Genomic DNA, 23,472 nt, shown 5'->3' on the forward strand with positions numbered 1-23,472 from the left:
AAAGTATTACTAGGACTAAAGGAGCAGAGTTCATGAGCCAGTTTCCGTTAATCAGCGTGATGACCTTTCTTCCACTCCTGGGGGTCGTACTGCTCTTCTTCGTCCCCAAGCAGAGCCACTCGGTGCACAGGATGCTCGCCTTGCTGGTCTCTCTGGTGACCTTTGTCGTGTCGATACCTCTGGTTACTGGATTCCAGAGTAACGCCGACTTCCAGTTCGTGGAGAAAATGCCGTGGATAGCTGCGGGTCCGTTCCAGATGAACTATCACGTTGCAATCGATGGTATCAGTCTCTGGCTCGTTCTCCTCACGACATTTATCATGCCGATCGCCATCCTCTCTACCTGGACAGCGGTAGAAGAGAAGGTCAAGGAGTACATGATCTGCCTCTTGCTGCTTGAAGTGGGAATGCTTGGAGCTTTCGTGTCGCTTGATCTCTTCCTGTTCTACATCTTCTGGGAAGTGATGCTCATACCGATGTATTTCATCATCGGGATCTGGGGTGGTAAAAATAAGATTTATGCTGCAGTCAAATTCTTCATCTACACGATGGTTGGCTCCATGCTCATGCTGGTCGCTCTGGTTACCCTCTACTTCAAGGCAGGGGCTGGAGACTTCAACGTGCTCAGGTTCTATGAAGTAACTCTTGATCCGGCAACACAAGTCTGGATGTTCTTGGCCTTTGCCCTGGCATTTGCCATCAAAGTGCCTATGTTCCCTCTCCACACGTGGCTTCCGGATGCTCACACCGAAGCGCCGACGGCCGGCTCGGTCATTCTGGCTGCAGTGCTCCTGAAGATGGGGACTTACGGTTTCGTTCGTTTTGCAATGCCGCTCTTCCCCGACGCAACCGATAAATTCACCCCCCTCATTGCTACGCTTTCGGTTATTGGCATCATATACGCTGCCCTTGTTGCAATGGTCCAAGAAGATGTCAAGAAGCTTGTAGCGTACTCATCTGTTGCTCACCTGGGCTACGTTATGCTGGGTGTGTTCGCACTGAATCTTCAAGGACTTTCCGGTGGAATGCTGCAAATGCTCAACCACGGTGTCTCAACCGGCGCACTGTTCCTCATCGTTGGCTTTATTTATGAGCGCCGCCACACTCGACTGATCACGGATTTCGGAGGGCTCGCCAAGCAAATGCCGGTGTTCGCTACGATATTTATGATCGTCACGCTTTCCTCGATCGGTCTACCCGGCACGAACGGTTTCGTAGGGGAATTCCTTGTTCTTCTCGGTGCGTTTGAAAGTGAGCTTCGTTGGTATGCTGTAATCGGTACAAGTGGTGTTATTCTGGCAGCCGTTTACATGCTCTGGATGTTCCAGCGCGTTATGTTCGGGGAGCTCACAAACCCAAAGAACCAGACCTTGTGTGATCTGAATGCACGTGAAGTCGGGATCATGCTTCCGCTACTCGTTCTGATCTTCGTGATGGGTGTATATCCCACTCCTTTCATTGAGAAGATGAGTCCTTCACTTGAGAAACTCATTGTTCATGTGAAGACCAAGCAGCAGGGTGCCGTTGCTCAGGTGGAGACCGTGCCTGCTGCTCCCCAGGTCATGCCTGCAGCTGCTGTTGTGCCTGCAGAACATAAGTAAATCCGTCTCAGAATAGCCACCGGAGGGATATTAGATGGAAACAATCGTACTCCCAGTCATTAACCTCGCACCCATCATGCCCGAGATCATACTTTCGGTCTTTGGCATGGCGCTGCTTCTCGTGAATGTGTTTGTACCGAGTGAGCAGAAGGCCTATCTGGGATACCTGAGCCTCGTAGGCATCATCGCAGCTGGCGTATCAATCGTCGGGGGATGGGGAGTACCACTCGACTCATTCAGCGGCTCTGTTGTGCAGGACAACTTCGCTCTCTTCTTCAAAGGGATATTCCTGCTCTCGGCCGGGCTGACGATTCTAATCTCCGATCATTACATGAAGCGCGAAGGGTGTAACCAGGGAGAACTCTATCCTCTGATTCTCTTCGCTACCATGGGAATGATGCTCATGGCATCCGGAACGGATCTCATGACGGTGTTCCTCGGTCTTGAAGTACTGTCAGTTTCGTTGTATGTCCTTGCAGGATTCAATCGGGCCAATCTCAAATCGAATGAGGCAGGGCTCAAATACTTCCTTCTCGGCGCGTTTTCGACCGGTTTCCTTCTCTATGGCATGGCATTGACCTATGGTGCTACCGGTACCACGAAAATCCCTAAAATTGCTGAGTTTGTAGCTGCCAACGGCATGGTAGCCCAATCGCCGATGTTCTATATCGGCATGCTTCTCATGGCGTCTGGGTTCGCGTTCAAGATTGCAGCGGCTCCCTTCCACATGTGGACTCCTGACGTCTATGAAGGTGCTCCGACTCCGATGACTGCCTTCATGTCCGCTGGTCCTAAAGCAGCCGGTTTTGCCGCTTTCATGAGGGTCCTGATAGTGGCATTCCCTACCCTCAAGGCCGACTGGTCTGACCTGCTGTGGGTCCTTGCAGTACTTACCATGACAATCGGCAACCTGATTGCACTCAATCAGGATAATATCAAAAGGATGCTTGCCTACTCGTCCATTGCCCACGCCGGCTACGCACTTGTCGGTTTCACCGCCGGAAACGCTGAAGGAGCAGCCGGTATCCTGTTCTATATGCTTTCCTATGCGTTCATGAACATCGGAGCCTTTGCAATCATCATCCTTGTGGGCAAGAAGGGTGAGGAAAATAACAATGTCGCAGACTACGCTGGTTTTGCCACAAAGCATCCGGTCCTGGCGCTGGCCATGGCGATCTTCCTGTTTTCCTTGGCAGGCATGCCCCCTACGGCTGGATTCATCGGTAAGTTTTATCTCTTCTCGGGCGCTATCAAGGCCGGTTACATCTGGCTCGCCATCATCGGTGTGCTGAACAGTGCCGCCTCTGTCTACTACTACCTCAGAGTTATGGTTTACATGTACATGAAGAATCCGACTGAGGAATTTGATTGGATGACCCTTTCCCCGGCAGTCATGCTCTGCATTCTGATTGCCGTGGTAGGCGTCATCATTCCCGGTGTGGTTCCTTCGTATCTTCTCGAACTTGCCCAAAAAGCCGTCCTGCTTTAATAACGGCATGAACCTTTGAAAAAAGCCCCTCCGAGGAGGGGCTTTTTTTTGTTCAAGTCTGTTAGACTTGATATAACACTATTATTCACAAGGAGGAGACCCATGGAGGAACGAACTGGAATTATCACATTCAAGGGCAATCCCATGACGTTATTGGGGCCGCAACTCAAGGTCGGGGATCAGGCTCCCGCGTTCACCGCGGTCGACACGTCGCTCACGGTGAGATCCCTCAGCGATTTCGGTGCAGCAATTAAGATCATCAGTGCCGTACCTTCGCTCGATACGCCGGTCTGCGATGCAGAGACACGGCGTTTCAACCAGGAGGCTGCATCGTTGCCTGCAAATGTCGTACTCCTGACCATCAGTCTTGATCTGCCATTTGCTCAGAAGCGCTGGTGTGGTGCCGCCGGCATTGACCGCGTGGTCACTCTTTCTGATTACCGGGATCGCTCGTTTGGCCTCGCCTACGGGGTGCTTATCAAGGAGCTAATGCTCTTGTCTCGTTCGGTGTTCGTGGTGGACGGTAATGGAGTGATCCGTTACCTTCAGCATGTGCCGGAGGTCACTTCCGAGCCCGACTATGCAGCGGTCCTTGATTCAGTGCGTGCCATGCTGTGATGGTATTCCTTCAACCCGGCAGAGGACGGGCACTGCCGGGTTGAAGCTCTCCGCCGCGGATTAAACCGAAGGATGGTAGCATTAGGGCTGGGAGGATAGTCTTTGACATTGATCGGCGCCTTCCGCTAATGTCGTACCATGGAACAACAACTTGCCGCTGACGGCCTGATTGTCTTATTTGTGGTGAGTTTCCTTGCAGCCACCCTCATCCCTGTCGGTTCCGAGTGGTTACTGGTCGCTCTGCTGACCCAGGATTACAACCCGCTGGCTGTTACAACTACGGCAACTGTCGGCAACATTCTCGGCGCTTGCACCACCTGGGCCGTCGGGATGTGGGGGGGCGTGTATCTGGTACGGCGGATCCTTCGGATATCGGAGGACGCTGAGCGTAGAGCAGAGCAGTTCTATCGTCGGTACGGTTACTGGTCGCTTCTTCTGTCATGGCTTCCGATACTCGGAGATCCCCTTTGTCTGGTAGGAGGGATATTGAGAGTGGGGTTCGGCCGGTTCGTACTGTTGGTTGGAATCGGAAAACTCGCACGCTACTCGTTCATTGCTTGGGTGACGGTCCATGCAGTCAACTGAAGCTTCAGCCCATCGGGAACTCGAAAACACCATTGTACGCCTGTTGAAGCGTCGTCCCTTCTATGGTCAATTTCTGTTAGCGATGCGTCGTGAGCAGCGGCCCGGGACTTTTCCCTTGGGGGTAACGTTTCGGGACGGTGTCCCGGTCTTGATGGTGAATCCTCACCGGCTCGAAGCCGAGTCTCCTGCAATCAGAGAAGGGTTGCTCGAGCATTGCGTCAGACATGTCATTCACCTACACATGGTGCGACGAAAAGGGCGTAACGGCCATGATTGGGATGTGGCCTGCGATTTGGCAATTAACCCGTCCATTGAACATCTGCCCGCCGATGCGCCCCTTCCTGTTCATTTCTCCGCCGACGATGGTCTGGCTGCCGAAGAGTATTACAGCCTGCTCTCCAACCCGTTCGATGCCGGAAGCTTGGAAGGGCAGGGTACAGGACGAGCAAGTCGGGACGAAGGCGGTGCAACTGGGGATGGCTGCGACCGGGACCTGAACGTCACTACGGTTGACGACCACAGTGCCTGGGAAGAAGCTGACTCGACTCCGTTTCGACTCGCTGAGGAGGTGGTGCGCGGCATGGTGCGTGAGGCCTGGCGACAGGCCGATGGCCACGTGCCTGCCGATATCCGCCGTGTTATAGAGGGAATGCTTGCACCCTCACCGATTCCGTGGCAGCAGGTCCTGCGGCAGTTCGTTGCGGCTGCTGGACGTACCGGCCGTGAAACGAGTTGGCTGAAAGAGCACCGGCGCTTCGTTCACATGACGCCTGGTATCCGCAAGCGAAGGCGGTTAAATCTGCTGGTCGGGATCGATGTGAGCGAATCCACCGACACCGTGGAGCTCCGGGAGGCATTTGCCCGGGAGTTAGTCCGGATATCCCGCGGTCGTGATGCACAGGTAACCGTTCTCTACGCCAACAGCCGGATACAGCAAATGGAGAGCTTCAGGGGAGCGCTGGGCTTGACTGAGGCTTACTACGGCGGTGGATTCACGGATCTTCGTCCTGTCTTTGAACATGCACGGACAATGATTCCCCGTCCCGCAGCAGTCATCTACCTGACCGATGGGGTCGGGCCCGCCCCCGAACAGATGGAGTTCCCCACCCTGTGGGTGCTGACGCGGGCAGGGGAGAAACCCGTCCCCTGGGGGGTGGAATTGAGGCTGGAGGTATGACCATGGGAGAACTGAAACCGATGACCACGGAGTCGGTGAAAGAACTGCTGGAAGAGGCTGGGGCTAAAGCCATGGCACGCTCGGGGAGAACTGAAAGTTACAGCGCGCCCCGGGACTTTTCCTTCGAGGTCAAGGCCATCTTCCCCAATGGTATGGGACTTCACATCGTTGCGCGGCAGTTCAACTACCGCGATCCGTGGGAAGCGACAGGGCGAGTCAATGATCTGGTCGACGTTTCATTGCTGCGGGATGGCATCTACACTCCCCTTCCCAAGGGATACAAATGGTTCCAGGGGCGCGATCTGGAGGAAGGGGTGGATGAGGCACGACTGAGGGAACTCATAGCCTGTGTCCGCGACGTCAATCCGAAGCTTTATCTGCTCCAGGAATTGACAGGAGACTTGTAGTAGTAAGACATTGCCTGTTGACAGAGTCTGAAACCTTGGGTAAAAGATAACCAATTAGGCTGTATGCATCCATGGTGTTTCATCGGTTCCAGGGACGGAACCGCCTTTACGACCAAGCCGCCTCCAAGCAAATGTAGGCGGCTTTTCCGTGTCTACGGCACAGTAAAATAGAACGTTGCCCCTTCTCCGGCCATGGCGTCCGCCCATATCCTTCCCCCGTGGCGTTCGATGGTACGGCGGACCGTGGCGAGGCCGATGCCGCTTCCTTCGAACTCGCTGGAATGGAGGCGTTCAAAGGGAGTGAAGAGCCGATGAGCGCGTGACATGTCAAACCCTGCTCCATTGTCGCGGATATAGTAGACCGCTTCTCCTGTGAGTTCGCACCTCCCGAACTCGATCACGGCGGTTTCTTTGTCTCCAGTATACTTCCAGGCATTACCCACGAGATTTTCGATCACTACCCGCATCAACCTCCGGTCACCATTTACTACTACCCCATCGGCAATAGTTGTCTTTACGTTCCGTTCGGGAAAGCGAAACCGGAATTCCTCAATTATCATCGAGGCCATATGCGAAAGGTCAACCGGCTCGCGGCGAATCTCTTCCCGCCCGAGGCGGGCGAGGCTGAGCAATGATTCGATGAGTCGGTTCATCCGCTTGCCAGCGGTCAGAATCCGCTCCACATAGCCCCGCCCCTTATCGTCGAGACGCGAACCGTAGTCGTCCAGCAAGATTTTGCCGAATCCGTATATGGACGTAAGGGGGGTGCGCAGATCATGGGAGACCGAGTAGTTGAAGGTTTCGAGCTCGCGGTTCACTGCCTCCAACTCTGCGGTACGCTCCGCGACCCGTCGTTCCAGTTCGGTGTTGGCCAGCCGGGCGTGCTCCTCAGCTCGGCTTCGCTCGGCGATCTCACGCTTGAGTTCACCGTTCACCCGGCTGAAAAAGATGAGAACGGCAGTGGTCAGAACAAAAAAGAGGGAGTGGATGAGAACGATCTGGACCCGTACCACGGCCAGAGTTCGTCCGAACGGAGCATAGGGGAACGAGACACTGATGCCACCAAGAATTGAACCGGGGCGGCGGTGTTTCGTCATTTCATGACAGCTGAAGCAGGCTGCATCCGACTTGAGGGGCGTCATGAGTCTGAACATCTTTCCGTTATGGCCGTGCTCTACAGACCATATTTCGGGCTTTCCTTCCTCAAAGCCGCGCAGTGCCTGCTCTTCCCACTCATCGGGACGGTTCGCCGGATTCACGGGGACACTGCTGGTGATGTGGATCGCCACGTCCTGAATTTTACGTAACTCTTCTCCCAGGAGCCGGGTCATGTAGGCGGGGTTGATCTTGGTCAGTTTCAGGCCATCCGTGGTCTCCACGTCGCGCCTGGGGTCCTTCAGGTAAGGGTTGGGGCGGATCGTATCGGAGACCGGCAGATAGAAGCCGCCATGCTCTGCATTCCACTGCCGGGTAGCGATGATCGAGCGCAGGATGGAGCGACCCATCTGTGCCGCCAGTTCCTCGTAGTGCTCAGCTGCCAATCGAAGGTTAAACCAGAGGGATAGGCCCGTCACTACCATGAGGAGGGCGAGAATCAGATAACTGTATGAGACAATGCTGTTGCGATGCATGAGACAAATGGCCTGTTCCGGCAGAAAGCCCGGACTGCGGGAGCAGACCGGGCCTTCTGCCGGAGGACAACGGGAAGAAAATGGTTACTTCTTGGGTTCCATGGCGTCGTTCAGGAGCTTAACCCCTGCCTTGGATGCCGCGATGGAGGAGGTCAGGCTGTCGCGGGCCAGTTCGGGATTGTGGAAACCGTCGCTGTTTTCAGCGGTCCAGTACTCCCACAGTACATGGGCTTCCTCATGCTTCTCCCGTGCCTTGGCCAGGACATCTTCACCGATTCCCATCCGCTTGGCGGCGGCGTAGGTGTCGATCAGTTGGCCGAGCCAGTATTCCGCCTTGCGCATCTTGCCGCGGATGTAGTTACGGGTTCCCTCGATCTGGTAGGACTTCTGCTCCACGGTGCTCTTGGGATGGCAGCCGAGACAGGCTTCTTTCACATGGTGAGCGGGACGAATCACGCCGTGGGATTTAAACATCTTGCCGTCTTTGCCCTTCATGCGCGGCATGTGGCAGTCGGCGCAGCCGACGCCGGCCCGGTCATGGACACTGCCCGCGTAGGTTTCGGCTTCCGGGTGCTGCAGCTTGACGAGGCGTGCCCCTGTGATCGCGTGCTTGAAATCGTAGAAATCGAGCTTCTTGTAGTGTGCGAGGAGATCCTTTGCATTTTTGAGGGGGAAGTGGTTGGTGCGCTGGTCGTCGTAGCCCACTTTCTGGCCGTCTGACCACTGGGAGCCCGCGTTGCAGTTGTACTCAACGTGGCACTGGGCGCACATGAGCCGGGAATCGGTCTTTTCCATGACGCCGATCTTGCGGAAACCGTCGCGGAAAGAGATAACTTTCAGGTCGGTCTTGCCGTTCTTGGCGAAAATATTGGCGGTCGGGTCCTTCTCAATTGCCTGGATCAGGCCGTCACGCACCACGCGGGGTTGGGTGCCATGGGGGTCGTGACAGTGGATGCACCCCACCGGATTCTGGGTGTCCTTGGCCACTGCAACGATGTCGGAACTCCGGTCCCACGTGGCCTTGGGGTCCTTGTCCCCCATAAACTTCCATTTGAGGATGTGATCGGACGTCTTGCACTGGATACAGGTGGGATTTCCCGCCATGGCCGTTTCCGGTAGCTTCTTGCCCGTGTCGGTCAGGATGTCCCATGCCTTGCCGGTGGCGTCCATTCCCCAGGCGCCCTTCTTGTACTGAAAACGCCCTCCCTGGAAACGGTCGACGATGAATTGGTCAACCACCATGAAGGCGTGTCCCCGGGGTTCGTTGTGCTCGAAGGTGAAACCGTGGCCGGCCAGGAGCTTGTCCTGCATGGGGGAGCGCCCGGTGGGAATCCCTTTCTCCTTGCGCGGTTGGGCGTCGTAGTTGACCGTGAAGAAACTGCTGTATTCATTTTTGTGGCACGAACCGCACTTGGCCGGATCCAGATTGGTGCCCGGCTTGGTCTCGTAGTTGGCCAGGTGCTCCTTGAGTTTGTCGTGGCAGGAATCGCAGGCAAGACGGGCGTGCTTTGATCCTTCCTTGAGGGCCTTGACCTCCTCGTGACAGCCGTAGCATGTCTCCCGTCCGTCACCCTTGGCACCCGTGGCAGCAGGCTTGCCCTTTGCCGCCGTGGAGAGTGCCGGGATCGACAGGGCAACTGCCGCTCCCGCGGCCACCGCCAGTACAGCCAGTCGTTTCTTCCACATACGTTGATTTCTCCTTTCGTGATAGGTTACGGCTAGCCGTTCAACGGCTCAATACTCATCGCGTTCGGCTTTGCCGGGCAGACATGTCTGCAGCCGCCGCAACCGGTACATTTTCGTTTGCTCACCCGGATGGTTCTGCCGAAGATGAGGGTGAGCGCTCCCTCGGGACAGCGCTCAATGCAGACGGAACACCCTTCGCGAACCAGGCAGCGGTCACGGATTAACCGGGCTCTGCCGATCACCATGCGTTCCCCTTCGTTTGGCAGTGTCAGAATGCCCTTGGGGCAAGCCCCGGCGCAGAGGTAGCAAAAGGTGCAGCGCCCCTGGAAAAAGTCGAGGTGCGGTCCCTTTCGGGCAAAGTCACGCACGATAATTGCTGAGGGACAGGCATCCCGGCAGGCGGTGCAATCGCCGCAGGAGCCAGATGCGGTTTCCTTGAATCGCGGCGGTCGGCACACGGGGGTAGCCGCGCCGATGTTCCGCGCCGCACTCCAATAACCGGACAAGAATCGGAACAGAAACCAGCGTCCTGCCATTGCCCCGCCTTTGCTTATCTGTTAGGCATCTTGCGGTGTCGGAAGTGTCCGGGAATTCTCTCTGCAGAGATGCTGTCTATTAAATTAGCAAACATTCTAGAACATGCAACGCGTGGAGAGGGATACACTGCTTATGGTCAGCCGTGTGTCCTGAGAAACTGTCTGGCAGGGAAGAGCAGGTTGCGTACCAACCATGGCTCAGAAGTGCAATGTTGTCTAATTAGCCGTAATTGTTGGTGGTAGGAGATGGCGGCGGCGACGGTTTGCGCTTTAGAATGTGGCGAAGTGTTACTTTGAGGTAACGTATGTGTGGTGGGCGTTACGTGCGCTCCATCTGTTTAAGTTTTTCCCAAAGAGTCTTGCGGGAGATGCCGAGGAGTTTTGCCGCCACCCCCTTGCGGTTGCCGGTTGTCTGCAGCGCTTCGCGGATGGCCTCCTGTTCGGCGACGGATACCGCCCGGGAGAGGGTTGCCGTCGGTGGCTCCTTGGGGAGAGCGGCACCAGCCGGCGCCGCAGATGCTCCCGTTACGAAGTAGGGGGCAAGATCGGCCAGGGTGATGGTCTCGCCCATCGACAGGGCCACGCCTCGCTCAATGGCATTCTCCAACTCCCGGACGTTCCCCGGATAGTCATAGTCCAGGAGTGCCTTGCGGGCGTCTGGGGCGATGCAATGGACCGGTTTGCGCATCCGCTCTGCGTAGACGGACAGAAAGTGCTCGGCCAAGGGGAGAATGTCTTCACGGCGCTCCCGGAGCGGCGGCAGATGGATGGGAATGACGTTGAGGCGGTAAAAAAGGTCTTCCCGAAAGGCCCCGCGCTCGACTTCCCTGCGCAGATCTTTGTTGGTGGCAGCGATGATCCGCACATCAACGGCGATCTCGCGGTTGCCTCCGATCCGCTCCAGGGTCTTTCCCTGGATTACGCGCAACAGCTTTGCTTGGGCGGCCAGGGGCATCTCGCCGATTTCGTCGAGGAAAATGGTTCCCAGGTGGGCCTGTTCGAATTTCCCCTTGCGTTCCCGCACCGCCCCCGTGAATGCTCCCCGCTCGTGGCCGAAAAGTTCCGATTCCAGAAGCGTTTCCGGGAGGGCGGCGCAGTTTACCTTGACGAAGGGATTCTTGTGGCGCGGGCTCATCTGGTGAATGGCACAGGCCACCAGTTCCTTGCCTGTCCCGCTTTCGCCGGAGATGAGGATGGTGGAATCAAGGGCTGCCGTAGCCCTGATCATGTGGAACACCGGTTCCATGGCATGACTTTTTCCGATCATTCCGCCGCAGGCGAAGTCGGCGCGTACCTGCTCCCTCAAGGAGTTGTTTTCCTCCTTGAGGAGCTCTTTCTCGGTGATGTCCCGCGAGATCAGGAGAGTCCCCTCGTAGATCCCGTTCTCGTTTCGGATGGGGTAGTAGCTGTTTTCGAAGATCTTTTCCCTTACGTGGATCACTCGGGTGGAAAAAGGGATGTCACCCCCCTTGAGCCCGGCGATGAGCCGACGGATGCGCCCTTCGGACGCGGGTGAGTGAATGGAGACGATGCTCCGCCCCAGATAGTTGCCGGCGATGATTCCGCGGATATCCTCGGCGGCCGCATTGATATAGCGGATTCTGTCGTCTGCGTCGGCGAAGATGATCCCCTCTCCCATGCTGGCGAGAATTGCCCGAAAAACGGGCAAATGAAGCGGCTGTGGTTCAGTGCGCACGGTAAGTCCTCCCGAATGTTACTTGATCGTAACACGGCAACGATTTCGACTCCACTATTTTCCCGTGATTAGGGACGAGAAAGTCGCGGCAGCCGCCTGTCGGTTGACATTGACCCCTCGTGGCGTATAATTGTGCCCAATCAATGAACAGTAGTCACATCACCATGTCATGAGCAGCGACTGTACGGTTCAGGGCTGTGTCGTTCCGACGCGGGCAGTGAGCCGTCACGCAGCATCTACTACTCAAAGGAGGTCATCAATGAAGCAACGAATCGTGCCCGGACTGCTTGCCTTGGCCGCGATAGCCGTCACGGCCGCGCCAACACTCGCCGAAAACAGGAGCGGAGCAGGGTACATCTCTCCCTTTGTGGGCGGCTACACGTTTGACGGCGCACAACACCTGAAAACCCGTCCGACTTTCGGCCTGAGAGGCGGCTACAACCTGGACAAGAACTGGGCCGCTGAACTGCTCTTCGGGTATGTCCCCACCAAGCAGAGCAGGGGGCAGGGAAATGACGCGGATGCTTACCGTTACGGTCTCGACGTCCTCTATAACTTCATGCCCGACAGCGCTCTGGTGCCGTTCCTCGCCGTAGGCGGCGGCGCATCCACCATCGATCACTCCGAAGGGGTGAGCGACGAGCACGAGCAGTATGTGAACTACGGTGGCGGCCTCAAATACTTCCTGACCGATAATTTCGCACTTCGTGGCGACGTGCGGCACATCTACATGCTCGGCCCCGAAAACCACAATTTTGAGTACACGGTGGGACTCAACTACCTCTTTGGCGGTGAGCGCCCCGCGCCGGCCAAGGTTGCTGCACCTCCCGAGCCGCCTAAGGCCGTCGAGCCCCCGCCTCCGGCCCCCGCGCCCAAGAAAGAGATTGCACCGCCTCCTCCGCCTCCGGCTCCTGCACCCAAGGATACGGACGGTGACGGGGTAATCGATGACCTGGACAAGTGCCCCGATACCCCTGCGGGCGTGAAGGTCGATAGTGTCGGTTGTCCTCTCGATACGGACAAGGACGGCGTTTACGATTACCTGGACAAGTGCCCCGGCACCCCTGCCGGCGTGAAGGTGGACAGCGTTGGTTGTCCTCTCGATACTGACGGCGACGGCGTCTATGACTATCTGGACAAGTGCCCCGACACGCCCAAGGATCTGGCGGTCGACGCAAAAGGTTGCCCCGAGCGCATCTGCATCACTCTCGGCGTTCAGTTTGACACCGACAAGGCCGTGGTCAAGCCTCAGTACAATGATGAGATCAAGAAGGCCGCCGACTTCCTGAAAGAGTACCCCGACGCGACCGCCGTCATTGAAGGGCACACCGACAGCGTCGGAAGCGATGCTTACAATCAGAAGCTTTCGGAGCGGCGTGCCAAGGCGGTCATGAAGTATCTGGTCGACAAGTTCGGTATCAGCGCCAAGCGTCTCTCGGCCAAGGGCTTCGGCGAGTCCAAGCCGATTGCCGACAACGCTACCGAAGAAGGTCGGTACAAGAACCGCCGGGTTGTGGCGGTCATCGACTGCGGTATGAAGAAACGCTGATCTGCTGCTTCCCGGAAAGGAAAAACGGCGCGTTGCTCAGGCAACGCGCCGTGTGTATTGGTTGCTGGCGAGGCCCAATTCGATGCCTTGCCCATTCGCGATGCCCGCGGCTATTTCCCCTCGCCTGACGGCTTCTCCTCGCTGGCGGGCAGTTCCAGCCCCGTCTGTTTAGCGACCTCGTCGACGAATTCCCTCAGTTTTTTCTGCTCCGCCTCCCCCTGCAGTTTGGAGCGCAGGGCATCCTTCACCTCGTCGAAGGGGAGGGCCCTTTTCTCCTTCCGTTCATCCACCTTGACGATGTGATAACCGAAGGGGCTCTCAACCAAGCCACTCATCTCGCCAGCCTTGAGGGCGAACACCGCCTTTTCGAATTCCTCGGAATTGGTTTGCCCGGGAGTGATGGCGCCGAGCAGGCCTCCTTCTTTTGCCGACTCGATGTCCTCGGATGCCTCCGCCGCCACGGCGGCAAAGTCTTCTCCCTTCTTCAGCCGTTCGAGCACTCCTTCAGTCTTTGTCTTGGCCGCTGCCTTGGCTTGGCTGTCGGCAGCGTCGGTGAACCCGATGAAGATGTGCCGGACTATGGCCTGCTCAGGCATGACAAAGTCCTTGGCATGCTCCTGGTAATAGGCTCGCAGTTCTGCATCGGACACCTTCACGCCGGCAATGACGACCTTGGTCAGGTATTCGCGGGCCAGGAAATCGTCCACAAAATAGCCGAGCCGCTCTCTCACCTCAGGCTTGCGGTCGAAACCGTCTTTTCTGGCTTTCATGGCGATGGCACGGGTCTGCAGGATCTCCCGGGCCAGAAGGGACCGCTGCTCCGGATTTTTTCGGAGCTGCTGCTGTGCTTCGGCCGGCAGGGCATCGATGAACCGATCCAGGTCCGCCTCTCGAAGGGTGAACTCGCCCGCCTTCCCCACCACGGGGTTGATTTCTTCCGCCCGAGATACGCCGGCTGCCAATGCCACGAGGAGCGCGCCCACCAGTAAAGTCCTTGAAGTCATGTGTCCTCCCTCTGTCATGATGGTGTGGAATGCGTATTCATGAGTTTATCCGACCTATTAGCACAGGCCTTGGGGAAAAGCCAGCGCCACTTGGGGCGTGCAGTGCCGTACCGCGGGGACAGGGCTCCGCAGCCTCCCGGTACCTTTCCTGCCTTCCATCTGCTCAACTGAGTTGTAAAACGATATTTTATTTGATAAGGTGTATACCACTTGCCGACAACGGCGATTACTTCACATCAAGGAGTTGTCATGGCACAGGTGTTTGATTTTACGCGACTGCGCAGGCTGACGATTATTCACGTATTTGTTCAGGCCTTTCTGCTGATTCTCCTTGTCGGCACCACTTCTGTGCTTCTCGGCAAGGTTCCGTCCCAGGTTTTCATGAACAGTGTCATCAGGGTCGTGGTGCTCCAACTGATCCTTTTTTATCCCGTGTACAAGCTCGCGGCTTCGGATGCGGAGCGTGAGGTGGCATCGGCCGTCACGGGGCTACCCGCCGAAGAGATGCAGGCCCTGCGCCGCAAGAGGGTATTCAGCGACATCCTCAAGGGCGCGCTGATCATCTTTTTTTTCACGTTCATCCTGAGGGCTCCCGGCGCCCCCCAGATCCAGTTCTCCATCCTCGCCGTCTTCCTCCTCTCCTACCTGGCCTACTTTCAGTGTTTCAACTCGGTCGCCAAGCGGCTCATGCGCGCCAAGAGCTGAGGTCAGCCGCGGCACTATGGGGATGGAGGGGCCGCGAAGAAGTCAGCCATGGCCCCGAAGACCTCCGCCGAAGAACCGGTCACGAGCCGCACGGGCGGCAGTGACCGGAGGAAATGCCCGCCGTAGTTTTTTGTCAGGACCCGACTGTCGAGGATGAGGACCGCGCCCCGGTCCTCTCTGCTTCTGATCAGCCGTCCGAATCCCTGTTTGAACTTGATGACCGCCTGGGGAACCGTGTATTCCATGAAGGGGTCGCCCCCACCGGCGGCGATGTGCTCGGCCCTGGCCTCCAGGACCGGTTCCGTGGGGACCCTGAAGGGGAGACGTGTGAGCGCCACCAGCTCCAGAGCCTTCCCCTGGACGTCAACTCCTTCCCAGAAGGAGTCGGTGCCGAAGAGCACGGCGTTGGGCTCCTGCCTGAACCGGGCCAGGAGGTGGTGTCGGTTGACCTCTCCCTGGCGCAGCGGGGTGAGGCCTCGCCGTTTCAGTGTCTCGGCCATCCTGCCGAAAAGTTTTGCCAGCAGGTCGTAGGAGGTGAAGAGGACAAAGGCGTGCCCCTCCGAGATGGCCAGTCCCTGGTGAAGGGCCAGCTCCAGGGCTTCCTGGAAGCCGCGCGAGGCAGGTTCCGGGATATCGGCGGGGATCCCCACGAAGGCCTGGTGCTCGTAGTCGAAGGGGGAAGCCAGGAGGAGTTCGGTGACCCGATCCTGTTTCAGGAGCGCGATGCCGGTTCGTCTGGCCAGGTAGTCGAACCGCTCTCCCACCGCCAACGTGGCGGAGGTGACGACCACGGTCCGGAAGGCGTCGAAGAGAGTCCGCTTGAGGGATGCCGCCACCTCCAGAGGAGACGAGCAGAGCCGTACGACCATGCCATTCTTGCCCCGTTTCACCTCAAACCAGCGGCAAACCTCGCCCTCGCGGCCGATGAAGAAGATCAGGTCGCCGGCCACGGCTTCGAGCCTGCCGGTGATTCCCCGCAGGTCGATGAGGAGCCCGGCAAGCTTTTCCCGTACCTCCTCAGGAAGACGCACGCAGGCCGTGAGGACTCCTTTCAGTTCCCGCACGTAGTCGTTCATATCCGCGGCCAGTTCCCGCACCTCGTCGTCCACCACTCGCCAGAGTCGGCTGCCGAAGAGCGACGGCGTCACCCGCAGTTTCCGTTCGCCCGTCGTGCCCCCCCGTTCCGACAGGTGACCCACGAGGGCGATCCCGATGGCGTCCATGGCACGAGTGACGCCGTCGGTCAACTGCTGACGGCGAGGGATGAGGGTGCCATCGATCCGTTCGGCCAGTTCCCGGTAGAGTTCGTCGAGGGCTTCGGGCATCTCCCGGACAAGCCCTGCTGAAAACTGGGGCAGGAGCCCGCGCTGTGGCTTGCGCGGGTTCTGGAGTCTTCCCATGAGTTTTAACAGCCCCGTGCGGGAGACCTGGGCCGACAGGTGTCCCGTGGCCACGTCCTCCAAATGGTGCCCCTCGTCCACGATGAGCCGCTCGAAAGGGGGGAGGATGGCGGTGGAACGGTAGCCGGCCTCCTGGCGCAGGGCCAGATCGGCCATGAGGAGTGAGTGGTTCACCACCAGAAGATCGGCGCTGGCAGCCTGGCGTCGGGCGGAGTAAAAGAAGCAGCGGGCGTAGAAGGGGCAGCGGACCCGGCCGCACTGGTCGGCCTCGCAGGCCACCTCCTCCCACGCCTCCTCCTTGGGAATGAAGGAGAGATCACTCCGGCATCCTTCCCCAGTGGTCTCGCTCCAGGCGATGATGGCCTCCAGCTCGCCGGCGGCGGGGTCATCGGCGAAGAGCGACGGCTCGGCCTTGACGGCGGCCAGTTTGCGGCGGCAGAGGTAGTTGGAGCGCCCTTTCACGAGCACGGCCTTGAAGGATATGCCGGCGTGCTGCTGGAGAAAGGGAATGTCCTTGCGGGTCAGCTGTTCCTGAAGATTGATGGTGTTGGTGGAAACCACCACCCGCTCTTGGTTGCGGATGGCCCAGAGAACGGCGGGGACCAGGTAGGCCAGCGACTTGCCTGTGCCTGTGCCCGCCTCGATGACCGCCACCCGGTCGTCGTTGAAGGCCTCGGTGACGCGGAACGCCATCCTGAGCTGCTCGTCCCGGTATTCGTAGCCGGGAAGATTGTCGGTGAGCACCCCGGCCGGCGCGAAGATCCGCTCGATCTCCGGGAACGACAGCCGCTGGGTCTCCCGCCGGGCAAAGGGGGGAACCACCTGGTAGCAGTTCTCGGCCCGGTTGTCGATGATCGAGAAGCCCACCCCCTGGTTTCCCAGGAGCGAAGCGATCTCCACGTCGGCCTGGGAGGGGGTGAGGACGCCGGATGGATGGTTGTGGATCACCACGTCGCCGAAGCTGGTGGCAATCATGATGGCGGCCACGGCGTCCCGGTTGCCTCGGGCAAGGGGCTCCACCTCCACCACGAGGAGGTTCTCGTCCGTGCGCCCCAGGAAGAAAACCTCGTTGCCCCCGGCGTCGGCGATGGCCGCGCGCAGGTCGAGGATGGCCTGTTCCGAAAAGTAACGTTTCATTGCCGTGAGGATACCGGAGCGGGGGAGGCGGGGGCAAGGGGATTCGCACGAAAAAGGGCGGATCGCTCCGCCCTCTTCCTTCATGCCGGTGTCGGATTACTTCTTGTGGCACTCGCCGCACTTGGTGGGGCCCTTTTTCATCTCCTCGTGACACCCCTTGCAGGACTTGCCGTGCGCCATCTCCTTGCCGAATCCCTCGATCTTGCCCGGCGTCTTGCCGTGGCATACGGCACAGTCGGGGACGATCGTCTGGTGTTTCTTGTGGTCAAAGGTGACGTTACCGTTCTTGGCGGTGAAGGTCATGGTGTCGGCGGCCAGGGCGGCGCCGGCGGCGAAGAGGGTGAGGGCCAGGGATGCGATCAGTTTTTTCATGGTGATTCTCCTTTCGGGGGTGTGTGCGAAATCGCATGGTCCCAGTGTAGGAGGCCAGCGCCCTGTCCGCCATCGACATCTATCGCCGTGTCACCCGATGTCGGGTCCGCGACGGGTATGACATGCCGGTGAAATCAATGGGTTGAGCCACCCTTGTGGCAATCGCCGCAACGAACCGGTCCTATCTTCATTTCCTCGTGACACCCCTTGCACCCCTTGCCGTGAGCCATGACCTTGTCGAACCCGTCGATCCTGCCCGGCCCCTTTTCGTGGCAGCCGCGGCATTCGCCGAGGGCGTCCTGGTGCTTTTTGTGAGGAAATACCACGGCACCGATCCGGGTCGGGTAGGTGATCTTGTCGATGGCGCCGGCAGTGCCCGCCAGGATGATGAGAAGAGCTGCGGTTGCTGGAATGAATCTCATGGTCACACTCCTTTGCAAGTGAGTTCGTCAACGTGTGAGCCGGGGCGGGATCGCCGCCAGTGTTCCGTGGACGGGGACCTTCTCTCCATGGGGTTCTTTGCCGGCACAAAACCTGTTACAATAACAGCCTATGGATAACCTTGCCGAACACAGCGACAGGACGCCGACCCCCATCGTGGCCATCGATGGGACAACTATCCGCCGGATCCGGGAGGCCAAACGACTCACCCAGCTCTACGTGGCCAGCGTAGTGGGGGTGACGACCGACACCATCTCCCGGTGGGAGAACAACCGCTACCCGTCGGTAAAGCGGGACAATGCCGAAAAACTGGCCCAGGCCCTGGAGGTATCCCTGGAGGACATCCTCCGGCGGGAAGAGGCGGCGGAGGACGCCCCGGCCGAGGTCGCGCCCCCCGAGCCGCCGCCGCGCCGCCGGCTCCGGCTTGCCGTCATCCTGCTCCTGGCGGGAGCGGCGATTCTGGGGATCATGTTTTTCCGGGGGGCTGCGCCGGGGCTGAAGGCAGAGCGGACCCTGCCCCCCTACAGTGCGCCGGGCCAGATCCTGCCGGTTAGGGTGAAGGTGGAACGGCCGGCAGAAGGCGGGAGCGGATTTATTCTCAAGGAGCGCATTCCGGCCGGCTGGCGGTTCGTGAGCGCCAATCCGCCGGTGACCGGCGAGGCGGGGGTGCGGGAGATCAAGTGGCTCATTCCCCCCGGTGCGGGAACCATGACGATTTCCTATACCCTGATGTCGCCCCGCGAGACCCCCCTCAGGACGGCGGCCGATTTCGGCGGCGAAGTGGTTCGCTCCGACGAAAGAGGCACCCGGCGCGAACCGGTGGCGGGTGCGGCACGGGTGACCGTGGCCGGCATCCACTGGGCCGACGTGAACGGTGACGGCCGCATTGATGACAACGAGATCATGCCCGCCTACTATCTCACCGAGGAGATGAAGGGGCTCGGGCTCGACTGGAAAACCATCGAGACGATCTGGGCCAGCACGGGATATACCTGGAACGACAAGCTGAAAACGTTCGAGGTGGTCCGGTGACGGAGCGGCGCTACAACGCTTTTTCCGATGAGCTTCGCCGCGTCTTCGGCTGCCGGGTACAGCGGGTGTCGGTGGATGCGGGCTTCACCTGCCCCAACCGGGACGGCACCACGGGGCTCGGCGGCTGCATTTTCTGCGGCGGCCGGGGCTCGGGCTCCTTCGGCATCAGGCCGGAACTGGGAGTGGCCGATCAGCTCGCCCACGGCATGACGTACCTCTCGCGGCGCTACGGGGCGGAGAAATTCCTCGCCTATTTCCAGTCCTACTCCAACACCTACGCCCCGGTAGAGCGGCTCCGACTCCTCTACGACGAGGCCCTGTCAGTCCCCGGCGTGGCCGGGCTCATCGTCGGCACCCGTCCCGACTGTCTCCCGCCTGAGGTCATCGATCTTCTGGCCGAGTATGCCCGCTCGACCTACTTCTGGCTCGAACTGGGAATGCAGACATCCCACGACCGGACGCTGGCCCTCCTCAACCGTGGCCACGACGCGGCATCGTTCCAGGATGCCGCGGACCGTTGCCGCCGCCGGGGAATCAGGCTCTGCGCGCACGTGATTCTCGGGTTGCCGGGAGAGACCGACGCGGACATGCTCGAAACGGCGATGATGCTCAACGGGGTCGGTATCGACGGGGTGAAGCTCCACCATCTCCACGTGATGAAGGATACGCCGCTGGAAGTCATGTACCGTCAGGGGGCGGTCGGCTGTCTGGGGCGGGATGACTACGTGGGACTCGTCTGCGATTTTCTGGAGCGGCTCGATCCCCGCATTGTCGTCCATCGCCTGGTGGGGGATGCCCCGGCCGACCACCTGGTGGCCCCTGCCTGGACCCTGGAGAAGTCGGCGGTTCTTGCCGCAATCGACGAGGAATTCATCCGTCGCGACTCCCGCCAGGGGGCCCGCCTGTCCCGGTAAGCCCCCCCATTTCCACTCACAGGCCGAAGCCTGCCTCAGAACGGATACCCCAGACCCACGAAGACCGCCGGTCCCTCGTTGCCGAATCCGATGTCGACCCGACCCACGATGTTGGGGCGGACCACTGCCCGGAAGCCGATGCCCGGGTTGAACTCGAAGCTTTTTGCTTCGGCCCGGTCCAGAGATTCCATGACCGCTCCCAGATCGATGAACGGGGCCACTTCCCAGTCGGTGTTCACGTCAAAGACGCTCCAGCGGAAAAGTCTGATCCGCTCCTCAAGGTTGCAGAGAAGGTAGCTGGAGTCGACGAAGCGGTTGCGTCCGTAGCCGCGCAAGGTGGTCTCGCCTCCAAGGATGCTCCGCTCCAGAAAGGGGACTTCGCTCCCCAGGGTCTGGTTGTAGGCGACCCGTACCACGGTGATGTAACGGGCCGTATCCAGCGGGAAATATCCCTTCAACTCCACTTCGTAGTGGCGGTAACCGGCGTCGCTTCCGAGCAGCTCGGCACTCCCCTCGATGGAGGCGCGGGCATAGAGTCCGCCGGTCGGCATGGTCCGGTCGTCCAGGGTGTTGTAGATCAGCGCTATTTTCTGGGCATGGGCGGTGAACCCGTTGATCCCCGGCACCTCGGCGGTGGTGAACCGGTCGCGGATGTAGGGGACTTTGCTCACGGCTCCCGGCCGGATATCTACCTTGCGAAAACGTTCGCCCAGAACGAGCTGGAGATGATCGGTCAGGTCATAGCCGACGCCCATGGTGATGCCGTATTCCCGGTTGGCGTAGTTGGTTTCATCCTGCTGCAGGCTGCCCGACTCGAAGCCGTAGAACCGCGATGAACCGTCGGTAAAGTAGTAAAGGAAGGCGTTGGTCTCCAGGGGCTTCCCGTTCAAGGAGAGGAAGGTCTTGTCCCGGAGCCGCACCTCGTAGTCTTCATTGACGTTGGTGGACTTGGAGAGGTTGAACTCCCAGTTGCGTTCGGGGAGCGGGAAGAATGCTCCGTAGAGGGAGAAGGTGGTGCCGAAGTTCTGGTTGTAGTTCACCTGGGGAGCAATGAGGGTGTTAACCTCGTCCCGGGCGTTGTGGAGGAGGAACGCGGTCAGGCCGCCGAGGATGGCCCCCTCGTTGGGACTCGTGGCGATGACGGGCAGGGGGATGGTGACCACCTTGACCGGATCGCCGAAGCTGTCGTCGGTGAGGGGATACGGCAGTCGCTCCCGCGGCACCATGGTGGTGCAACCGGTCAGGACGAGGAACGCTGCGAAAAGGAGTACAGTGCGAAGGCCCATGAAAATCCGGCGGTTCTTGTCAACTGGCGTTACAACGACAGGTGAAAGATAGCGGGTTTCGGCTTCGTGTTCAACCCCAAATGAGAGGATTGTACGAGTGGGGAACAGGTACAGGCGACATGACGGCGGAATATGGCACTGTGGAGCTCGGCTGAGGATCCCTTCTCAGTCGCCTTCCGCGTGTTCCAGCCAATAGAGCCAAGCCAGAAGCTCAGCCACGGCCCGGTAGAGATCGGCCGGGATGCAGGAGTCGATGTCGACCTGGATGAGCTGGCGTACCAGTTCCGGCGACTGGTGGACGTAGACTCCGGCCTCTCGGGCGCAGGCGATGATGGCCTCTGCGGTGACGCCGTACCCCTTGGCCACCACCTGGGGGGCGTAGTGCCCTTCGCGGTAGCTGAGGGCTACAGCCTTGCGGTCCCGGTCATTCGTCGTCATGGCTCACCCTGAAACCGGTCATGCGGATGCCGGCTGCGTCCAGCGCCTCTTCGAGGCGTGGCCTTCCCTCTTTCATGGCCGCTATGGTTTCCTCGTTCCGGGCCGCGAGATTGACCGTTACCCCGGAACTGCCGAGGCTCAGGGTCGCCCGGACCGATCCCAGTCGGGGCAGGTCAAGGGCCACTTCCGTCTGCCAGCTCCGCTCCGCTGAGGAGCCCCGTCCGTCGGCCTCGCGCTCCTCCACCTTCCATTCCATATCCTGGCCGGGCCAGACCTGTCCGTGCCAGGTGAACTGCCCCGTGGCCAGTGTCGTGAGCTGCTCCTTGATGATAGGGATAGTCTGGGGCTCCACCCCTCCCTGGGGAGGGGGCGGGATATGACGGAGTCCCCCGGCCCGTTCCGTAGCCGCCGGGTCTCCGGCACGGGCCGCCACCGCAACCCCGTCGCCATCGGCAGCGAGAGCCATGGGCGCACGGGGCTGGGATGCCGCGTGCTGGTCAACGGCGATACGCTCGCCTCTCGCCTGGGAAACGACGGTGGTCCCGGGCGCGGTCGGCGAGTTCTGGGCGGCGGGGTCGGGAAGGGGCACTTGCCGGAGGGTCGGCCCCTGGGGTGATGACTGGTCCGGTTGAGATGGTGCGGGGAGCGGCTTGCCGGCTACCGGCGTCGAATCGGGACGAAGGGGCTCCTGGGGTGTCGGAGGGCGTGTCCCGTCCGGCGCCGGCCCTTGGGGTCGCGGGGTTGCCTGATCGGTATCAGGGAGGGCTGCGGTGCCGCCGTCGGGGCGCAGCGGTGGAGGCGCCTGGTCCGTGGGGGGGGCACCACCGGCTGGTGTCGTGGTGACGGAGGGTGCCGGTGTGCCGGACTGGTGCGGCGCCTGTGGTGCGTCTCCGGTGGCTGGCGTGGCGACTGACGGCGAACCGAGGCTGCCGGTAGTGCCCGTGCCGGCAGAGGCAGGCACGGTTGAGGGTGCGTTTCCCCCGCCGGCCGCCGGTTGACTGCCCGTGGGCTGGTTTGCTGCTGGTAGCGGGGCAGCAGCGGGCTTTTGCCCCGCATCGGTTGTGGCCGCGGGTGGTCCTCCCGGCGACTGGGAGGCCGGGGGCGCGGCGTTCTGCTGGGGTGGCGCACCGCCGTTTGCCGGAGCGGGTGAGGTGTTGTTGCCGCCGGAAGTCGTGGCCACGGCAAGCCGTGAGAGGGACCCCTGGGGCTCCCGGAGGAGATCGGCCAAGGGGCGCTCCCCCTTGACCCACTGGGAGAGGTGCGACTCATAGAAAACGCCGCTACGGGTGAGGGCGTTGCGCAGCCCTTCAGCCAGACGGCCCGTATCCCGTGGCGGCTCCTGTAGAATGATCGACGGCCGGGGGAGCGGCGTGGACTGGACCGCGTCATTTCTGGACGTGGCCAGCTGATTGAGCCATCGGCCGGTGTCGCTGATCCGGACCGGTACCCCCGAGTTCGCCTCCTTGGACAGGGCGAAGACGAGGCGCGGCTCCTCCGAGACGAAGGTCAACTCCACGGTCTGCCCCGGCTGGAGGTTGAGGGGGATCTCCATGCGCAGGAGCTGGTTTGCCAGCCGGATCAGGTAGCGGCTGTCCGGCAGGTTGGCCAGCACCTCCGCCTGTACCATCTGGCCCGGGGTCAGGTTGAGGGGCGTCAGGGTCTGCCACCGGGCCTCCACCAGCGAGTACGTCGAATCCTTGAGGAGGGCCTGGGCGATCCGGGCTATTTCCTGAGTCACGATCATGGATTACTTATCGGCGGAACCGGG

At 60.0% G+C, this 23,472-nt stretch carries 21 protein-coding genes and 1 pseudogene; 10 read left to right on the top strand and 12 right to left on the bottom strand.

The window, feature by feature from the left end:
• The first annotated feature begins 32 nt into the window (after positions 1 to 32).
• From GS_RS01740 to GS_RS01765, 6 genes are all read left to right on the top strand, one after another.
• Positions 33 to 1,601, top strand: coding sequence for an NADH-quinone oxidoreductase subunit M (locus GS_RS01740; protein ID WP_010941018.1), 1,569 nt, complete (start codon positions 33 to 35; stop codon positions 1,599 to 1,601).
• Between the two features lie 34 nt (positions 1,602 to 1,635).
• Positions 1,636 to 3,090, top strand: a complete 1,455-nt coding sequence (locus tag GS_RS01745; protein WP_010941019.1) for an NADH-quinone oxidoreductase subunit N — start codon at positions 1,636 to 1,638, stop codon at positions 3,088 to 3,090.
• Positions 3,091 to 3,192: 102 nt separating this feature from the next.
• Positions 3,193 to 3,708 (top strand): thiol peroxidase, encoded by a 516-nt coding sequence (tpx, locus tag GS_RS01750; protein WP_010941020.1) that lies wholly within the window; start codon positions 3,193 to 3,195, stop codon positions 3,706 to 3,708.
• 138 nt (positions 3,709 to 3,846) lie between these two features.
• Positions 3,847 to 4,293, top strand: a complete 447-nt coding sequence (locus tag GS_RS01755; protein ID WP_010941021.1) for a YqaA family protein — start codon at positions 3,847 to 3,849, stop codon at positions 4,291 to 4,293.
• Complete coding sequence (locus GS_RS01760) at positions 4,280 to 5,470, top strand: vWA domain-containing protein (protein ID WP_010941022.1); 1,191 nt, start codon at positions 4,280 to 4,282, stop codon at positions 5,468 to 5,470. Before GS_RS01755 ends, GS_RS01760 begins: the two co-directional genes overlap by 14 nt.
• Before the next feature lie 2 nt (positions 5,471 to 5,472).
• Positions 5,473 to 5,877 carry a hypothetical protein gene (locus GS_RS01765; RefSeq protein WP_010941023.1) on the top strand — a complete coding sequence of 135 codons (405 nt, stop codon included), beginning with the start codon at positions 5,473 to 5,475 and terminating at the stop codon, positions 5,875 to 5,877.
• 152 nt (positions 5,878 to 6,029) lie between these two features.
• On the opposite strand, the gene GS_RS01770 is transcribed toward GS_RS01765, so the two are convergent.
• From GS_RS01770 to GS_RS01785, 5 genes and pseudogenes are all read right to left on the bottom strand, one after another.
• A complete protein-coding gene (locus GS_RS01770; RefSeq protein WP_010941024.1) occupies positions 6,030 to 7,508 on the bottom strand; it encodes a sensor histidine kinase in 1,479 nt (492 codons plus the stop codon).
• A gap of 84 nt (positions 7,509 to 7,592) precedes the next feature.
• On the bottom strand, positions 7,593 to 9,194 hold the full coding sequence (locus GS_RS01775) for an ammonia-forming cytochrome c nitrite reductase subunit c552 (RefSeq protein WP_010941025.1): 1,602 nt from the start codon (positions 9,192 to 9,194) through the stop codon (positions 7,593 to 7,595).
• Positions 9,195 to 9,226: 32 nt separating this feature from the next.
• Positions 9,227 to 9,439, bottom strand: a complete 213-nt coding sequence (locus tag GS_RS17540; protein ID WP_235045041.1) for a 4Fe-4S dicluster domain-containing protein — start codon at positions 9,437 to 9,439, stop codon at positions 9,227 to 9,229.
• Between the two features lie 24 nt (positions 9,440 to 9,463).
• Positions 9,464 to 9,730, bottom strand: a pseudogene (locus tag GS_RS17545) (4Fe-4S dicluster domain-containing protein); the annotation flags it as partial.
• Positions 9,731 to 10,049: 319 nt separating this feature from the next.
• Positions 10,050 to 11,426, bottom strand: coding sequence for a sigma-54 interaction domain-containing protein (locus tag GS_RS01785; protein ID WP_010941027.1), 1,377 nt, complete (start codon positions 11,424 to 11,426; stop codon positions 10,050 to 10,052).
• A gap of 259 nt (positions 11,427 to 11,685) precedes the next feature.
• Here GS_RS01785 and GS_RS01790 point away from each other — a divergent pair, with 259 nt between their 5' ends.
• The gene (locus GS_RS01790) at positions 11,686 to 12,975 is read left to right on the top strand and encodes an OmpA family protein (protein WP_010941028.1); all 1,290 of its coding nucleotides are present in this window, start codon (positions 11,686 to 11,688) and stop codon (positions 12,973 to 12,975) included.
• 110 nt (positions 12,976 to 13,085) lie between these two features.
• On the opposite strand, the gene GS_RS01795 is transcribed toward GS_RS01790, so the two are convergent.
• Positions 13,086 to 13,979 (bottom strand): peptidylprolyl isomerase, encoded by an 894-nt coding sequence (locus GS_RS01795; protein WP_010941029.1) that lies wholly within the window; start codon positions 13,977 to 13,979, stop codon positions 13,086 to 13,088.
• 249 nt (positions 13,980 to 14,228) lie between these two features.
• On the opposite strand from GS_RS01795, the gene GS_RS01800 reads away from it, so the two are divergent.
• Positions 14,229 to 14,684 (top strand): hypothetical protein, encoded by a 456-nt coding sequence (locus tag GS_RS01800; protein ID WP_010941030.1) that lies wholly within the window; start codon positions 14,229 to 14,231, stop codon positions 14,682 to 14,684.
• 14 nt (positions 14,685 to 14,698) lie between these two features.
• Here GS_RS01800 and GS_RS01805 read toward each other — a convergent pair whose 3' ends face one another.
• The 3 genes from GS_RS01805 to GS_RS01815 all read right to left on the bottom strand — a co-directional run bounded on the left by GS_RS01805 (position 14,699) and on the right by GS_RS01815 (position 18,015).
• Positions 14,699 to 17,221, bottom strand: coding sequence for an ATP-dependent DNA helicase DinG (locus GS_RS01805; protein ID WP_010941031.1), 2,523 nt, complete (start codon positions 17,219 to 17,221; stop codon positions 14,699 to 14,701).
• A 96-nt stretch (positions 17,222 to 17,317) separates the two neighbouring features.
• Complete coding sequence (locus GS_RS01810; RefSeq protein WP_010941032.1) at positions 17,318 to 17,593, bottom strand: cytochrome c7; 276 nt, start codon at positions 17,591 to 17,593, stop codon at positions 17,318 to 17,320.
• A gap of 134 nt (positions 17,594 to 17,727) precedes the next feature.
• Positions 17,728 to 18,015 (bottom strand): cytochrome c3 family protein, encoded by a 288-nt coding sequence (locus GS_RS01815; RefSeq protein ID WP_010941033.1) that lies wholly within the window; start codon positions 18,013 to 18,015, stop codon positions 17,728 to 17,730.
• 130 nt (positions 18,016 to 18,145) lie between these two features.
• On the opposite strand from GS_RS01815, the gene GS_RS01820 reads away from it, so the two are divergent.
• Together GS_RS01820 and GS_RS01825 are read left to right on the top strand one after the other, a co-directional pair.
• Complete coding sequence (locus GS_RS01820) at positions 18,146 to 19,066, top strand: helix-turn-helix domain-containing protein (protein ID WP_010941034.1); 921 nt, start codon at positions 18,146 to 18,148, stop codon at positions 19,064 to 19,066.
• Positions 19,063 to 19,980: a TIGR01212 family radical SAM protein gene (locus GS_RS01825; RefSeq protein ID WP_010941035.1), complete on the top strand. Its 918-nt coding sequence runs from the start codon at positions 19,063 to 19,065 to the stop codon at positions 19,978 to 19,980. Before GS_RS01820 ends, GS_RS01825 begins: the two co-directional genes overlap by 4 nt.
• A gap of 35 nt (positions 19,981 to 20,015) precedes the next feature.
• On the opposite strand, the gene GS_RS01830 is transcribed toward GS_RS01825, so the two are convergent.
• The 3 genes from GS_RS01830 to GS_RS01840 form a co-directional block, all read right to left on the bottom strand.
• Positions 20,016 to 21,266 (bottom strand): BamA/TamA family outer membrane protein, encoded by a 1,251-nt coding sequence (locus GS_RS01830; RefSeq protein ID WP_010941036.1) that lies wholly within the window; start codon positions 21,264 to 21,266, stop codon positions 20,016 to 20,018.
• Positions 21,267 to 21,431: 165 nt separating this feature from the next.
• Positions 21,432 to 21,704, bottom strand: a complete 273-nt coding sequence (locus GS_RS01835; RefSeq protein ID WP_010941037.1) for an EscU/YscU/HrcU family type III secretion system export apparatus switch protein — start codon at positions 21,702 to 21,704, stop codon at positions 21,432 to 21,434.
• Positions 21,691 to 23,448 (bottom strand): flagellar hook-length control protein FliK, encoded by a 1,758-nt coding sequence (locus GS_RS01840; protein ID WP_010941038.1) that lies wholly within the window; start codon positions 23,446 to 23,448, stop codon positions 21,691 to 21,693. Before GS_RS01840 ends, GS_RS01835 begins: the two co-directional genes overlap by 14 nt.
• Positions 23,449 to 23,472: the final 24 nt, after the last annotated feature.

The sequence above is a fragment of the Geobacter sulfurreducens PCA genome, from assembly GCF_000007985.2.
Lineage (GTDB): Bacteria > Desulfobacterota > Desulfuromonadia > Geobacterales > Geobacteraceae > Geobacter > Geobacter sulfurreducens.

Bases quoted from the DNA above. Each gene is read 5' to 3' on its own strand.
- GS_RS01740 (WP_010941018.1), top strand. From the start codon at position 33: ATGAGCCAGTTTCCGTTAATCAGCGTGATGACCTTTCTTCCACTCCTG.
- GS_RS01745 (WP_010941019.1), top strand. From the start codon at position 1,636: ATGGAAACAATCGTACTCCCAGTCATTAACCTCGCACCCATCATGCCC.
- tpx (WP_010941020.1), top strand. From the start codon at position 3,193: ATGGAGGAACGAACTGGAATTATCACATTCAAGGGCAATCCCATGACG.
- GS_RS01755 (WP_010941021.1), top strand. From the start codon at position 3,847: ATGGAACAACAACTTGCCGCTGACGGCCTGATTGTCTTATTTGTGGTG.
- GS_RS01760 (WP_010941022.1), top strand. From the start codon at position 4,280: ATGCAGTCAACTGAAGCTTCAGCCCATCGGGAACTCGAAAACACCATT.
- GS_RS01765 (WP_010941023.1), top strand. From the start codon at position 5,473: ATGGGAGAACTGAAACCGATGACCACGGAGTCGGTGAAAGAACTGCTG.
- GS_RS01770 (WP_010941024.1), bottom strand. From the start codon at position 7,508: ATGCATCGCAACAGCATTGTCTCATACAGTTATCTGATTCTCGCCCTC.
- GS_RS01775 (WP_010941025.1), bottom strand. From the start codon at position 9,194: ATGTGGAAGAAACGACTGGCTGTACTGGCGGTGGCCGCGGGAGCGGCA.
- GS_RS17540 (WP_235045041.1), bottom strand. From the start codon at position 9,439: ATGGTGATCGGCAGAGCCCGGTTAATCCGTGACCGCTGCCTGGTTCGC.
- GS_RS01790 (WP_010941028.1), top strand. From the start codon at position 11,686: ATGAAGCAACGAATCGTGCCCGGACTGCTTGCCTTGGCCGCGATAGCC.
- GS_RS01795 (WP_010941029.1), bottom strand. From the start codon at position 13,979: ATGACTTCAAGGACTTTACTGGTGGGCGCGCTCCTCGTGGCATTGGCA.
- GS_RS01800 (WP_010941030.1), top strand. From the start codon at position 14,229: ATGGCACAGGTGTTTGATTTTACGCGACTGCGCAGGCTGACGATTATT.
- GS_RS01805 (WP_010941031.1), bottom strand. From the start codon at position 17,221: ATGAAACGTTACTTTTCGGAACAGGCCATCCTCGACCTGCGCGCGGCC.
- GS_RS01810 (WP_010941032.1), bottom strand. From the start codon at position 17,593: ATGAAAAAACTGATCGCATCCCTGGCCCTCACCCTCTTCGCCGCCGGC.
- GS_RS01815 (WP_010941033.1), bottom strand. From the start codon at position 18,015: ATGAGATTCATTCCAGCAACCGCAGCTCTTCTCATCATCCTGGCGGGC.
- GS_RS01820 (WP_010941034.1), top strand. From the start codon at position 18,146: ATGGATAACCTTGCCGAACACAGCGACAGGACGCCGACCCCCATCGTG.
- GS_RS01830 (WP_010941036.1), bottom strand. From the start codon at position 21,266: ATGGGCCTTCGCACTGTACTCCTTTTCGCAGCGTTCCTCGTCCTGACC.
- GS_RS01835 (WP_010941037.1), bottom strand. From the start codon at position 21,704: ATGACGACGAATGACCGGGACCGCAAGGCTGTAGCCCTCAGCTACCGC.
- GS_RS01840 (WP_010941038.1), bottom strand. From the start codon at position 23,448: ATGATCGTGACTCAGGAAATAGCCCGGATCGCCCAGGCCCTCCTCAAG.